The sequence below is a fragment of the Paenibacillus sp. FSL E2-0201 genome (assembly GCF_037963325.1).
Classification (GTDB): Bacteria; Bacillota; Bacilli; order Paenibacillales; family Paenibacillaceae; genus Paenibacillus_AQ.
This window is the reverse complement of record NZ_CP150154.1, coordinates 3,366,092-3,379,553: the sequence shown is the minus strand read 5'-3', so window position 1 is coordinate 3,379,553 and position 13,462 is coordinate 3,366,092. Positions and strand designations below refer to the sequence as shown.

The window sequence follows — 13,462 nt, the reverse complement described above, 5'->3', positions numbered from 1 at the left end:
GTGAAGTGCACCCCTTAGAATAGACATTGGAAAAAACCCCTGGTTTATCCGATGAAATTCTAGGGGGTGCATTTTTATGGCGATTAAAGGACAGAAGTTTAAAAATTACTCAGATGAGATTAAAAAAGAGGCCATTCGTTTACATGTGGAGGAAAGATGGACTTATCGGAAAATTACGGAGCATTTTGAGATACAAGATCAAGGACGGGTAAAGAGATGGATGAAGAAATACCGAGAGCTAGGGGAATTTGGGCTACTAGATCAACGGGGGCGTCGTATTGAATATATCGATCAAGATAGGTATGTTCAAAAGCTCAAACGGGAAAATGAAATGCTAAAAAAGTGTTTGGAAATCTGGATGCAGGAGGTGAAACGCACAAATATAGAGTCATTGAGAACGCTGCAAAAGAGTATGCCGTTAGCAACCTGTGTAAACTCTTTAGGGTCTCTAGAAGTGGATACTACGCTTTCATGAAGCGCAAAGGAACAGATCGGGATCAGGAAGCAAAGGCGCTCATTCAGAAGGTCTATGAAAGGTATGAAGGAGTCTACGGTTATCGCCAAATTCAATTGTTCTTGCTACAAGACCACGGGGTTTGGATGAATCATAAGAAGGTACTCAGAATTATGCAGGATTTAGGCATTCGTTCGAGGATCCGCCGAAAACATCGTTGTAATTATGCTACTTCTGAAGGAGACCGTGTGGCGAAAAATATTTTGAAACGGGATTTCAAAGCGGATGCTCCCAACCAAAAATGGGTGACAGACATTACGCAATATCGTGTAGGCGAAAAGTGGCTCTATCTTTCTGCGATTAAAGATTTATTCAATAACGAAATTATCGCTTATCAAATGAGCGCTAGGAACGACAACGAACTGGTTCTCCGGACCTTTGAGCAGGCGTGGAGTCAGCAAAAAGACGTGACTGGACTGATCGTTCACAGCGATCAGGGATTCCAATACACGTCTCATGCATACCACGACATGCTGCCAAAGGTTGGGGCCCGAATCAGCATGTCTCGCCGAGGCAATTGTTATGACAACGCCTCTATGGAGAGCTTCTTCTCGCATCTCAAAACGGAAGGACTCTATCCTTATGATATCCGAAATATGGATGAGGCACAAAGGAAAATTGAAGATTACATTCGATTTTATAACCAACATCGGCCACAACGAAGGTTAAATAAGCTGCCTCCGGTAGAGTACCGGAAACAGCTTATTGCCTAGGGTCTTTTTTCAGTGTCTATAAAATGGGGGCTTGACCAGAAGCTTCCCGAGGCTTTTTTATTTTCCTTTTTTGTAGGTGATTTCCTTAGAACTTACAGTGATATTCCCTTCATTATCGGCATCATCTATTCGTTGATCTGTAGTAACGGTTGCACTTGAGGGAATTGACGAATAGCTTGCACCCCTCTGCTTCTTTTTTACATCATAGAGATAATAGGAAACATTCTTAACCTTCAGCCCTATAGTATCCTTGTACAAAAGTTCTACTGAATAGGATTTCATCACAGCTACATTAGCGTCCATCCATCCTACAACTTCAACCGCTGCATCTTCTTGGTCGCTATCAGTCTTAATAGAGCTGATGGGAAGCCCATCCTGATTATAAAAATTAATTTTTTGTGGAGCTATTTTCAAATAATCGATATCGATATCATGGATTCGGTTTTGGTTGATCTCTGCTGTATCCATCCAAGCAATCGTGCCCGCCGGGTTCCACTTTATTTTCTCAGAAGGTACATATTGCTCTTGTGGTAACGGTACAGTATGTAGCGAAGCTCCTTTATTATCGTAAAAGGTTAACAGCCCGCTCTCATCATCATGTACAAATCTCTTAAAGGTTGGTGAAAGAAATAGGGATGGCGCCCCAGTCGTCGAATGAGGGATTACGCGATATTTCAGAAGATGGACATCGTCCTTTCCATTCTTCAGATCAAAGATCCATACATTACCGAGGTAACTCTGCATAAACAATTTTTGCTCATCAGCTTTCCATTGAAATTTATATATGTAATCATAATCATCAGAAAGCGGCCAAAAGTCCTCCCGAAGTCGTTCGATGGTTCCTGTAACAACATTATATGAGGACAAATGATATTGCCCAGCTTCTTTCGTCAGATCCGATTCCAGAAATAATAGATGATCCTCGTCCAACGGGATTAGCATATTATAGTTGTACATAAAGGCATTGTTCCAACGATTATTGGAATCGTTCAGCTCATCACTCCATTTCAACTTAACTTCATCCGTAGCAGGATCATGGGCTAGCAAAGCATTGATTGCATTGTGGTCGCCATAGAAAAAATGAATGGTGTGATATGTGATTCCCTGCAGTTCAACTACTGCTCCACCGTTTAATATATAGTTATTTTCGGATATGCCTATTGGTTTAGCCACCAGATCTCCATTTGAGCTCCGTACTGCATTAAACTCCAGCCCCTTAAATGTTGAAGCCATGAACGTAATCTTTTTTAACTCGGCAGTTGATTCCTTAGTAAGGCTGTAACCTGTGCTCGTTTCGTTCACATTCATTAACATGCCTTGCTCACTTGATTCGTTAATCCATAAATGAAAGGCATATTTATGATTATCTGAAATTAGAACAATATCGTAGTTAGGAGTTGCGGTATTTAAAATCCCTGGTATTTGTACAGCGTTACGGATGGCTCGGACGAAAATTTCTATGGTTTCATGATCTATGTATTCTTCCTTTATGTTAGCATTCACAGAACCATGTGCTAGAGAGTTCGCTATTGTAATTCGCTTTATGTCCTCATCGATTTTTAGATTATTGGTTTCTGTTTGTTGATCATTTGTTTGAAATAAGTGAAGCAATACTGCTTTTTCTGTTTCCGGCAATTTGTAATGTCCATTTTGTCCTGATTTGGTGAAAAGACCTTGATTCTCGCCCTTAATCCAGAATGAGAACTTTTCGTTTTCTTTATTTTTCATTTCAACAATAGCTTCATAATCAGGTGCTGCAATATCAAGCTTGGCGCTGTCATACTCAGCAGTATGTATAGCTTTGAATTGTTTTATTAACTTGCTGTCCGTTAGGGTCATCGATTCACCGCTATCGCTCAGGATTGTTATGGAATGAACAGAGCTTATATCGATCAGCATTTGATTCGCTTTATCCTTATTCCCTGTATTTATACATCCAACAATGATTACTGAAATGACTGCTAAAAGGGCTAGTAGATTTATCCTTTTCATATAGGCTCCCCCTTCGTATTCTCTCTTCTTTAACGCCAAATAGAGGATAAAGTTGCAAAAAATGAGATTTAGCACCTATTAAAAGTATTATCTAGATCAAACCTAGCCTGTAGTAAATGGCTCAGATTCTTATCCTGAACTAAGTAAAATTGTTTGTAGCAATAAAAAAAGCCACCGTACAGGCCTGTTCTCCTGTAAGGCAGCTCACTTTTATCCTAACGATTGGATGAACGATTTAATCTTTAACACTACCACATTCAGACCCGAAAGCCCTTTAAAAAATTCACAGCCTGGCGGATATCTTCCTCTGGATTAGTGCCAACTTCCCGTTCTATGGTCAGGAATCCTGTATAACCGATGTCATTCAGCGCTTGCAGATAGTTGTTCCAGTCAACAGAACCTGCTCCAAGTGGAACTTCACGGAACGCCGAGCCGGTCTCGGCCATTTCAGCCATCTTCTCATGGTCTAATGCGGGTGCTTCATATCCATATTGACCATAAATATCGCGCGGATCGATATCGGCAAGTTTGAGACCATCTTTAGCATGGGTGTGTACAATGTAGTCTTTTAGTGTATGAACACCTTGCACGGGATCATCACCAGTCACCATCACCATGTTGGCCGGGTCAAAATTAACAGAAACCCCTTTGGAACCCAAACCGTCGAGGAACGTCTTCAGACGCGCAGCGGGTTCTGGCCCAGTCTCAATCGCAAAGTAAGAATTCATCTCATGCGCGTATCTGCTTAGTTCCTCACAGGCGATGTGCATGGTTTCATAAATTTTACTGGTGTGGTCCGAGGGAACAATACCGATATGTGTAGTAACTATATCTGTACCTAGCTCCTTGGCCAGCTCCATAATGCGTTTGGACTTTTCGATTTTGGCTCGGTTCTGTGCAGGGTCTTGAAATCCATGTCCGCCTAAATCTCCAACGAGGGCAGAAATTTCGAGACCCAGTGAAGCGATGTATTCCTTCCATTCACGGCGGGCTGACGGAGATAGGTTAGCGGGATCAAATTCACCTTGCACCGCATAAATCTGAACTCCATCAGCCCCTGCTTCTTTTGCCTTGCGCAATCCCTCTTTTACTCCGACCTGAAAACTGTCTACGATAACACCGATTTTGTTAGTGATAATTGGTTTAACCATGGCAATAATCCTCCTTAAAATGAATTAGATTTGGTTCCAAACCCGCTTGATGTATTCCAACCCAAGTCTTGTTCCCTTGCGGCACTCTTCCATTCCCTCGAATTCTACAGAGATATATCCGTCGTAACCGCTTTCCTTAACGGTTCGAATGACACTCGGCATATCGATGTCTCCTTGACCAACGATGGCCCCCCTCAACCAGTTCCCACCGGAGGACTGGAACCAACCTTCGCCAGGCTGGCGATCCTGCGGACGAATATAGAAATCTTTGAAATGTACCATCGAAGCAAGCTTAATATTGTTAGTCACAGCAATAAGCGGATTCTCATCTGCGCACAGGAAGTTACCAATGTCGAGTGTTGTACGGAAGTTATCTCTTCCTACTGCGTGAACCAACGCCTGTACACGATCGCTGTGCTGAATAAAGTATCCATGATTCTCCACGCTGGTCGTAATGCCCAAACCTGCGGCATAATCGGCAATTTCTCGGCAGGCTTCAGCCAAACGTGGAAGCTCTTCCAAAAAGTGCGTAATTGAGAGATCTTCTGACGAAGCTACATCATGCCGCATCTTCTTAATACCTAATGCCGCACAGACATCTACTTCCCGTTTTACCCGTTCGACTTCCCGCTGTCTTTCCGCTGTCTCAAGCCCGGCAAAGTTCGCCCCGATAGCATAATTAGACAACTCTAGTCCACGACCTGCTGCCGTTCGTACAATCTGATCAATTAGCTCAGGATTCTCAACCAAATTGATGCCCAAGGGTACAATCTCCGCATGCTCCGCGCCCAGATCGGCGATCGTCTCAATGACTCCTTCAAGCGTGAGCTCACCCGTTGAAAAAGCTGAATGCAAACTGTAGGTACTAATTCCTAGCTTCATAGTTTCACCTCTTCGCCTTTGGCAGCGGATTCATAGATCGCGCCGAGAATCTTCATGATTGTAACGCCGTCCTGTACAGGACTAATCGGTGTAGAGCCGTTGCTGATGTTGTTCGCAAAGTGGTTAATCTCATTCTGGAATGCACTGTTGAACTCAAACCCCTTATGATCGGTCTGCGGATAGGTATTGATAATCGTATCCGACAGTTCTTTGACGAGGACTATCTCAGGATCAATTTCAAACCCACCCTTGTCACCGTACAGGCGCACCGAACGCTCGTCCTCTTTGGCATGCAGTGTAAAGCTGACATCGACCATCAGCGAAGCTCCATTCTCAAAACGAATCAGTGCATTTGCCAAATCTTCCACCGTATTGTTCGCTGCGTCGTAATCAGCGGCTTTATAAAAAGAAAGATTCTTGATATTAGAACGATTGCCGAGCTTCCGGTAGGTATTGGCACTTACTGATACTGGGTTCGGACGGCCCATCAAATACCAGCATAGATCGATCACATGGACGCCGATATCGATCAGAGGTCCGCCGCCGGAACGTTCAATATCACTGAACCAGCCGCCGGGATTGCCAAGTCTCCGGAACGTCGTAGCCTTCGCATAGTAGATTTCGCCGAATTCTCCTTGTTCCACCAATGTCTGAAGTAGCTGGGCATTAGAGTCATAACGTCTTACAAAGCCTACTTGCAAGATCTTTCCGCTCTTTTCCACTGCCTTCTGAACCTGAAGTGCTTCTTCGACCGTGCGACAAAGCGGTTTCTCTACAAGCACATGCTTGCCTGCCTCAAGGGCCGCAATGCTGATCTCAGCATGAGAGTTGTTCCATGTACAGATACTGACTGCATCTATTTCGGTATTAGCCAGCAATTCACGGTAATCTGTGTATACTTTTTCGACGTTATACTCAGTAGCAACTGCACGTGCACGCTCTTCATTCAGGTCACAAACCGCATATATGGTCGTCTGCGGATTATCCCGATAAGCACTTAAGTGCATACCGGAGATAGAGCCCGTACCTATTACACCGATTTTGAGTATATTCATCAACACTCGCTCCTTTATTTTGCATTGGGTATGATTCGTATTATAATGATTTCAACCCTAAACACCATGCAGAGCCTTGCGGTTTCATTTGTACAATTGTGCTATAGGAGGTGCAGTCCATATATGCGCGACTATGATAAACATCTACAAGAATCCATGGATATGCCAGATCCCGAGTTTCCGATTAAAGTACATACTCAGCGCTTCAACCAAGAGGGAGTTGTACTGTTCTCACATCATTGGCATGAGCATCTGGAATTTCTATTTATTGAAAGCGGTGAGGCAGTATTTGAATGCGGACGGACACCAATCAGGGTCAGGGCTGGTGACTTAGTTGCCGTGAACAGCAATGAGCTGCATTATGGAGTTAGCGCTTCTTCTGATTTATTGTATTATGCAATTATTGCAGATACTTCTTTGCTGCATAGTGCGGTAAGCGACGCTGCCGAGACCAAGTTCATCGCCCCCATTCAGCAGAACCAGCTGCTGTTACGTAACCATATTCGGGGGGATCAGAACATTACAGACTGTGCACTGGCGATTATTCGAGAACTGGAACTTCGCGAATTTGGGTATGAGCTGGCTGTCAAGTCGGAGCTATACCGTCTGCTAACGCTGCTATTGCGCAGACATATCGTCACCGTACTCTCACAGGCTGAGCAAGAAAGACGCAGTAAAACCGTCGAACGCTTCGCACCTGTATTACGTTATATCGATACCCATTACCAGGAACCGATTCAAGTTGACGAACTTGCGGCACTAACAGGGTTAAGCCGCTTCCATTTCAGTCGTCTCTTCAAGGAATTAACTGGGCATACGATATCGGAATATATAAACGCTATCCGTTTAGACCGTGCAGATTATTTGCTAAGGCATACCCAGTTAACAATTTCTGAAATCGCTACCACTTCTGGCTTCAGCGACATCTACTATTTCAGCCGAACCTTCAAAAAGCATAGAAAAGTAACCCCTAGCAAGGTGAGAGGGTTCTAGTTAGCATGTTTGCCCCTATTCTCACATTTTCTCTGCTCACAGAAGATTGCAATTGGTCCCTTCTTATAGATCCATACCACAAGAGAAACTATCTTCCATCTTATGGGTATAATTAACATAAAGCTCTATAGGAGGGGAAATCATTGAGAAAAATAGTAAAACTGACTGTATTAGTACTTTGCATAATGATTTTACCGGGAACAATGATTTATGCCGCATCAAACCAATCAGAAGTTTCATTCTATTTCAATAACGCGATTCAAAAACAGGCAGCAATATTATCCGAGGGAGATATCCTCTTACCTGCTGAACAGCTTTCTAAAAATTTGTTTGCTTTAATTACTTTGGACGAAACAAGTAAAAAGGTTCGAATCTACAAGCCAAATGTGAATATGGTATTGCTTGATAACAATGGAGAGATCTTTGGTAAGGTAAAAAGTCCTGCCCGCTTTGCTTTTTCAACTTTATTACAAGTGGATCATTTGAAGACAGAAATATCAGATATAAAACTTACGATCACCGATCCTACGGATAAAACAGAAACCATAGATAATCAACAAATTAAGAAAAGTGAAGAAAACTTCTGGTTCAAAACCAACGAGTTTACTTATTCCTTTAATGCAAAAGGCACCTATACTATTCAAGTGTTTTTTAAAGATGTGGATTCAAAAATATGGTTTCCTGTTTCCGAAATCGATGTATTTGGAATATGAATTCCCGATAGATGAATTAGGGTTTCCTTACTTCTTATTATTCTTAATCACTTCGTTAAAACGGTCAGGAAAATTGGTATGTACCCCGTCTACGCCCCAAATCACGGCTTTGTCCATATTGACTTGATAATTCACTGTATATGGAAATACCTTTAGCCCAGCATTTTTCACCTGTGCAACATAGGATGAATTTATTCTTTGAAAGTTAGGACTTATGCCAACTGCATAAGTTTTTACTCGGTTAATATAAGATTCTGGTATTTTATAAACCGGAATATTATACCAAACAATTTGATAAAGAGGAATCTCTGGGTTAATGGAATGCAATCTACGTAAACTCGTCTCACTAAATGAATGTACGGAAACATGATCTGACAGATTATATTTTTCAATTTGTTCGTTTAAGATGGTTTCGATGTTCGGATTCAAAGCGGGTTCTTTAATTTCAATCATATAGTCCACATCTTTTCCAAACGTTTCAAATACCTCTTCTAAAGTCGGAATACGTAATCCAGCATATTGATCCCTAGCAAACATGGGATACTGTTCGTTAAACCATGAGCCGGCGTCTAATTTCGAAAGCTCCTCCAAGGTGAAATTTTTAACATAACCCGTTCCATTCGTCGTGCGATTAATCGTTTCATCGTGAATAACTACAGGAACACGATCCTTAGTTAACTGTATGTCTAACTCGATATAATCGGTCCCCATATTCATGGCAAGTTCAAATGCAGGTATAGTATTCTCAGGCGCATATCCTGAAGCGCCACGGTGAGCAATGGTATATACTTTGTCCGCTGGCTCAAGAATTTCCTTCACTTTCGTACGAATCCACGGAGAATAGGCATACATGGAGGTACACAATAAAATCAACAGAAAGATGTGAATAAATATAAAGTACATTTTAGAATCTTGAATCCTTTGCATAAAGCTTCCCTCTTCTTTTCAAAAAAATTAGTGTATATTACTTGATGTCCATTTTGCCAAAAAAATAACCCATAACAGCTTTCTTCCATATTCTATATGAAAACGAAAAAAGGTGGATACAGATGACCGAAATACAAATAGCTGCTGTAGGAGACCTTATGGTCAAGCGTTACATTATTTCTGATGCTAAACAATCGGACGGAACCTATTCGTTCACTCCCCTGTTCGCAAAAGTAACTCCTTATCTAAGACAGGCGGATCTAACCATCGGTAATCTCGAAACCACCTTTCCAGGAAACGGACGAGAATGTCGAAAAAGTCTACGATCTGGCGGTCCAACATTCAAGTGCCCGGATGAATTAGCACCGGCGCTAAAAGAAGCTGGATTTGATGTATTAGTAACAGCGAACAATCACTGTATGGATTATGGTGCCTCGGGTCTGATTCGGACATTACGAGTATTAGACCGTAGTGGAATCGATCATACCGGTACATCAAGATCAGTACAAGAATCAAAGCGTACGCTAATCAAAAACGTTAGAGGGATTACAATTGGAATCCTCTCTTACACTGCAGGAACCAATAGAATCCCTGTACCTATTCAACAGCCATGGTTAGTCAATCGGATAGAAACCAATAAAATACTTAGAGAAATTCGAGATTTAAAAAAGAAAGTCGATCTGGTCTTACTTTATATGCATTTTGGAAAAGAATATCAGTACACACCTAATAAGAGGCAAAAGCAACTGGCAAGCCTCTTTCTTAAGAATGGTGCAAACATCGTTTTGGGATCTCACCCACACGTGCTGCAACCGATATCCGTTCAGGGGAAAAAGAAATTCGTTAGTTATTCCCTAGGTAATTTTGTTTCGACTAAGCTTAAGAATAATCCATTTACACAAAGCGGAATCATTCTTACGCTCACCATTAAAAAGGACAATAATGGTAACACGAGTATAACGGACATAAATTACATCCCAACTTGCGTCGATCGAAGGATAACAAAAGGCGGTAAACAAATTTCTGAGGTCATTCCCATCCATGATACGTTAAAGAACACAGATTTAATAACGGAACGGAGAAATCGCTTAAATCGTATGTTGAAGCATACTATAGATATTTTAAAGTGGCCATAAAGACGTCAACTCACAATCATTTAGTCATTCCAACTAATAAGGTATGTACCCAAAAACGAACTTAATCGCTCGAGCATCGGATATGAAGTTAATGAATTGACTAAGACCACTCCATCTTTGATGACGGGTTCGGATAAATATAGTTTATTCAGAACAAAACTGTATTGATTGGAAGCAACGTTTTCTGCTTTGCGACTGACCTTTATTTCTTGCGAATGGTAAAACAAGCGATTAGCCTCTTCTTTTGTCTGTTCATTGCTTAATAATAAAGTCTCTAGTCTGGAATCCGTCATCTCACTGATAGCCTCGACAGTTACAACGTTATGATCGATTAGTTTAGAAATCAAATGTTTTAGAATAACATTCGGCCCGATATTAACTTCCGAACAATGAAACTTTGCTTCAGAAATAATAAATTGTAATAATAACTCAGCAGTATCAACATCCGTCGAAATATAGTTGCCCTCTAATTCTAATTTAGGTAATAGCTGAGCAGGTGATTGTAGAAGCCCCGTGATTTGTGCACTCCTCACCCATGAATCCAGATGATCCAAATGGATCTTATTATCTTTATTTCGTAGGGGACTTATTGTATTACCCTCAATTAAATCTAATATCACACTGGGTTCAAAATTATCTTTTGAAAGGATATCACTTATCTCAGGGGAATATAGCAACTCATTTGTTCTTTTATGGTGATCAATACCCTCTATCTGTTCTAAAACATGGCTGAAAGGGCTATGTCCAATATCGTGTAATAGCGCAGCAATCCTTAGTTCATACCAATCCGGACAATAGTAGGCAACTAAAGAAAATACTCCAAGAGTGTGCTGTAACCGGGTGGCGACATGTTGTGTATTGATGTAGCTGCATCCGCTATGATGAATAAAATGCAGTCTGCGTACCGGGAACGAATTTAATAAATAGGATTCTGTTTCCGTTAATCTGGTTTTAAGTCCCCACAAAGGTTCCCATAGTTCATCACTACCTGTTAATTGTGCAATGTATCGATCAGTATTTATATTACTCATACTTTCCGCCCTCACTTCACTAAAAGATTTTACCTCATTCATCGACAAGTTTCTTTACTTATTTTCATAGCAAATGCCATAGAAATGTTAAATAAGTACCCGCTCCCATTAAAAATCTAATGATATAGTTATCGTAGAATACATTTTTATAACATTGAAAGGATTCGTATTAACATGGCAGCACAAACAAAAAGGCAGTTAAATGATGGTCCGAAAATCCGAAAAGAAAAAGAAATTGTTGAAAAAATGATTCGTATATATTGTAAGAAAAAACATCATCAAAAAGGGTTATGCGAGGAATGTCAGGGCTTAAATGAATATGCAACAAAAAGATTATCTCTCTGCCAATTCGGGGAAGACAAAACAGCATGTGCAAAGTGCCCTATCCATTGTTACAAACAGGAGTATCGGCAAAGAATTAAAGAAGTTATGCGTTTCTCAGGTCCATGGATGTTACTCTACCATCCAGTTGAGTCGATTAGGCATATCCCATTACCAGGTAAGTTAAGAAAATAAGCATATAAATAAAAACAGCAGCAGTCAATGACTGTTGCTGTTTTTAATCCTATTCAATTGCTTAGTGCGTTCTCGTACTTATCTCATTGCTTTTGCCAGCTCTGTGAATATAACACCAAGCGCGTAGGCTCCCGCATCCGGATACCCAATGCTGCGTTCCCCCACCGTACCTGCTCTTCCCATACGGGCAACGACGTCCGAAGTCTTCTGGGCACCGAGAACTGCGGCTTCCGCAGCTTTGATTGCTGCCATTTTAATATCATCACCATGTTCTGCGCTTTGTGTCCAGGCATCCGCAAAAGGTACAAGCGCATCAATTAATGTCTTGTCGCCAACGACAGCACCTCTCCCGAAGGATCTTTCACCCGTATCCTGAATCCCTTTAACTACAGCTTGCATCATATTGGCAAAATCTTGGATGGACAACTCCTGCTTTTGCTGCGCAGTCTTGCTCGCTGCACGGAAGCCCGATCCCCAGATCGGTCCAGATGCTCCACCACAATGCTCCATAATGATCAAAGAACAAGCATCAAGGAAATCACCGATATTGCTGAGATGATGAGCTAAAATATCTTCCCATTCTACTTTCAACTGCTTAAAGCCCTTGGCTACGCTCATCCCAAAATCACCATCTCCGGCGTGGGCATCTAGCTCGCAGAAAGGCACCTCATTCTCAATAATGACCTCACTCATTTGATCAATCAAATAAACAATATTTTGCAAGGAGAACTGGTTGTTCTTAATTACCGCTGCTTCAGCATTCGTATTATTCTTGAAAGATACCGTGCTGTCTGCTTTCTCTTCCTTGATGATCTCGGTATAATTCACGGGCTCAAATGAACCTTTAACCGACAATGCCGGTGTATCACACGGAGCAGACAACCATTTCTTCAGCGTCTCATCCAGCTTCATAATCGACACTGATGCGCCGGCCATATCGATGCTAGTCATATAGTTACCGACAAATACTTTAAACACTTTCTTATTCTTGGCCGTCAATTCACGGATCACAGAATTATTCAACAAATAAAGCTCTTGCAGTGGTGTTCCACCAAATCCATTGATTAGAACAGCAACTTCATGCTGTGACTCATCGTTCATCTGCAAGTTGCTCAGCAAGGACGTAACCATTCGCTGCGCCAGTTCATCCGCTGACACGGCTTTTTCTCTGCGAATTCCAGGTTCACCGTGAATTCCTACACCGTATTCCATCTCATCTTCTTCGATATGAAACGTCGGAGTTCCTTTGGCAGGAACGGTGCAAGATGTAAAGGCGAAGCCGATGGTGCGAACATGGTCAATCGCATGTTGCGCCGCTTCTTTCACTTCCGTCAAGGACAGTCCTGCTTCTGCTGCAGCCCCGGCTATTTTATGAACGAGAACGGTTCCGGCAACCCCTCGTTTCCCTACAGTATACAGGCTGTCTTCAACAGCAATGTCATCGTCTACTTTGACATATTCCACTTGTATACCATCTTCACTTGCGAGATGAGCCGCATTTTTAAAGTTCATGATGTCACCGCTGTAGTTTTTAATAATCAGCAATGTACCCTTTTGGCTCGCAGAACGGCGGATCGCTTGATAGACCTGAATCTGTGATGGAGAAGCGAACACATCACCGCACACGGCTGCATCCAGCATACCGCTGCCTACAAACCCGGCATGGGCTGGTTCATGCCCACTTCCGCCACCGCTAATAAGCGTAACTTTATCGGCATTGATCTCTTTTTTAGAAATCACTTTAAATTTATCGTTGAAATCCAGCTCAGGATGCGCTAGGACAAGTCCGTTGCACATCTCCCGGACTAGCGTTTCCGGCTTGTTCATAATTTTCTTCAT

General features: G+C 41.9%; 13 protein-coding genes. 6 read left to right on the top strand and 7 right to left on the bottom strand.

The features are described from left to right. Positions 1-76: 76 nt before the first annotated feature. Entirely contained in the window at positions 77-475 is a 399-nt protein-coding gene (locus NSU15_RS15165) for a helix-turn-helix domain-containing protein (protein ID WP_042123336.1), read from the top strand. Continuing rightward, the gene (locus NSU15_RS15160) at positions 391-1,227 is read left to right on the top strand and encodes an IS3 family transposase (protein WP_339291227.1); all 837 of its coding nucleotides are present in this window, start codon (positions 391-393) and stop codon (positions 1,225-1,227) included. The genes NSU15_RS15165 and NSU15_RS15160 overlap by 85 nt, the downstream gene beginning before the upstream one ends. 57 nt (positions 1,228-1,284) lie before the next feature. Here NSU15_RS15160 and NSU15_RS15155 read toward each other — a convergent pair whose 3' ends face one another. The 4 genes from NSU15_RS15155 to NSU15_RS15140 all read right to left on the bottom strand — a co-directional run bounded on the left by NSU15_RS15155 (position 1,285) and on the right by NSU15_RS15140 (position 6,307). Next, positions 1,285-3,219 carry a hypothetical protein gene (locus NSU15_RS15155; RefSeq protein ID WP_339291172.1) on the bottom strand — a complete coding sequence of 645 codons (1,935 nt, stop codon included), beginning with the start codon at positions 3,217-3,219 and terminating at the stop codon, positions 1,285-1,287. A gap of 257 nt (positions 3,220-3,476) precedes the next feature. Next, positions 3,477-4,370 (bottom strand): sugar phosphate isomerase/epimerase family protein, encoded by an 894-nt coding sequence (locus NSU15_RS15150; RefSeq protein WP_339291170.1) that lies wholly within the window; start codon positions 4,368-4,370, stop codon positions 3,477-3,479. Positions 4,371-4,394: 24 nt separating this feature from the next. Further along, positions 4,395-5,252, bottom strand: coding sequence for a sugar phosphate isomerase/epimerase family protein (locus NSU15_RS15145; RefSeq protein WP_339291168.1), 858 nt, complete (start codon positions 5,250-5,252; stop codon positions 4,395-4,397). Continuing rightward, complete coding sequence (locus tag NSU15_RS15140; protein WP_339291166.1) at positions 5,249-6,307, bottom strand: Gfo/Idh/MocA family oxidoreductase; 1,059 nt, start codon at positions 6,305-6,307, stop codon at positions 5,249-5,251. The genes NSU15_RS15145 and NSU15_RS15140 overlap by 4 nt, the downstream gene beginning before the upstream one ends. Before the next feature lie 123 nt (positions 6,308-6,430). Here NSU15_RS15140 and NSU15_RS15135 point away from each other — a divergent pair, with 123 nt between their 5' ends. Further along, complete coding sequence (locus tag NSU15_RS15135) at positions 6,431-7,300, top strand: AraC family transcriptional regulator (RefSeq protein WP_339291164.1); 870 nt, start codon at positions 6,431-6,433, stop codon at positions 7,298-7,300. A 143-nt stretch (positions 7,301-7,443) separates the two neighbouring features. Then, entirely contained in the window at positions 7,444-8,013 is a 570-nt protein-coding gene (locus NSU15_RS15130; protein WP_076120874.1) for a hypothetical protein, read from the top strand. A 27-nt stretch (positions 8,014-8,040) separates the two neighbouring features. Here NSU15_RS15130 and NSU15_RS15125 read toward each other — a convergent pair whose 3' ends face one another. After that, positions 8,041-8,940, bottom strand: a complete 900-nt coding sequence (locus tag NSU15_RS15125; RefSeq protein ID WP_052414606.1) for a glycerophosphodiester phosphodiesterase — start codon at positions 8,938-8,940, stop codon at positions 8,041-8,043. Positions 8,941-9,062: 122 nt separating this feature from the next. Between NSU15_RS15125 and NSU15_RS15120 the strand changes: the two genes are divergently transcribed. Then, positions 9,063-10,076, top strand: coding sequence for a CapA family protein (locus tag NSU15_RS15120; RefSeq protein ID WP_339291162.1), 1,014 nt, complete (start codon positions 9,063-9,065; stop codon positions 10,074-10,076). Positions 10,077-10,096: 20 nt separating this feature from the next. Here NSU15_RS15120 and NSU15_RS15115 read toward each other — a convergent pair whose 3' ends face one another. Continuing rightward, positions 10,097-11,149, bottom strand: coding sequence for an HD domain-containing protein (locus NSU15_RS15115; RefSeq protein WP_339291160.1), 1,053 nt, complete (start codon positions 11,147-11,149; stop codon positions 10,097-10,099). 132 nt (positions 11,150-11,281) lie between these two features. On the opposite strand from NSU15_RS15115, the gene NSU15_RS15110 reads away from it, so the two are divergent. Continuing rightward, positions 11,282-11,623, top strand: coding sequence for a nitrous oxide-stimulated promoter family protein (locus NSU15_RS15110; protein ID WP_076120871.1), 342 nt, complete (start codon positions 11,282-11,284; stop codon positions 11,621-11,623). A gap of 78 nt (positions 11,624-11,701) precedes the next feature. Here NSU15_RS15110 and dhaK read toward each other — a convergent pair whose 3' ends face one another. After that, positions 11,702-13,462, bottom strand: coding sequence for a dihydroxyacetone kinase subunit DhaK (gene dhaK / locus NSU15_RS15105; protein WP_076120870.1), 1,761 nt, complete (start codon positions 13,460-13,462; stop codon positions 11,702-11,704).

What these genes read in the sequence shown, in the direction of transcription:
- NSU15_RS15155 (WP_339291172.1), bottom strand. Translation starts at nt 3,219, where the DNA reads ATGAAAAGGATAAATCTACTAGCCCTTTTAGCAGTCATTTCAGTAATC.
- NSU15_RS15150 (WP_339291170.1), bottom strand. Translation starts at nt 4,370, where the DNA reads ATGGTTAAACCAATTATCACTAACAAAATCGGTGTTATCGTAGACAGT.
- NSU15_RS15120 (WP_339291162.1), top strand. Translation starts at nt 9,063, where the DNA reads ATGACCGAAATACAAATAGCTGCTGTAGGAGACCTTATGGTCAAGCGT.
- NSU15_RS15115 (WP_339291160.1), bottom strand. Translation starts at nt 11,149, where the DNA reads ATGAATGAGGTAAAATCTTTTAGTGAAGTGAGGGCGGAAAGTATGAGT.
- NSU15_RS15140 (WP_339291166.1), bottom strand. Translation starts at nt 6,307, where the DNA reads ATGAATATACTCAAAATCGGTGTAATAGGTACGGGCTCTATCTCCGGT.
- NSU15_RS15110 (WP_076120871.1), top strand. Translation starts at nt 11,282, where the DNA reads ATGGCAGCACAAACAAAAAGGCAGTTAAATGATGGTCCGAAAATCCGA.
- NSU15_RS15165 (WP_042123336.1), top strand. Translation starts at nt 77, where the DNA reads ATGGCGATTAAAGGACAGAAGTTTAAAAATTACTCAGATGAGATTAAA.
- dhaK (WP_076120870.1), bottom strand. Translation starts at nt 13,462, where the DNA reads ATGAAGAAAATTATGAACAAGCCGGAAACGCTAGTCCGGGAGATGTGC.
- NSU15_RS15135 (WP_339291164.1), top strand. Translation starts at nt 6,431, where the DNA reads ATGCGCGACTATGATAAACATCTACAAGAATCCATGGATATGCCAGAT.
- NSU15_RS15125 (WP_052414606.1), bottom strand. Translation starts at nt 8,940, where the DNA reads ATGCAAAGGATTCAAGATTCTAAAATGTACTTTATATTTATTCACATC.
- NSU15_RS15145 (WP_339291168.1), bottom strand. Translation starts at nt 5,252, where the DNA reads ATGAAGCTAGGAATTAGTACCTACAGTTTGCATTCAGCTTTTTCAACG.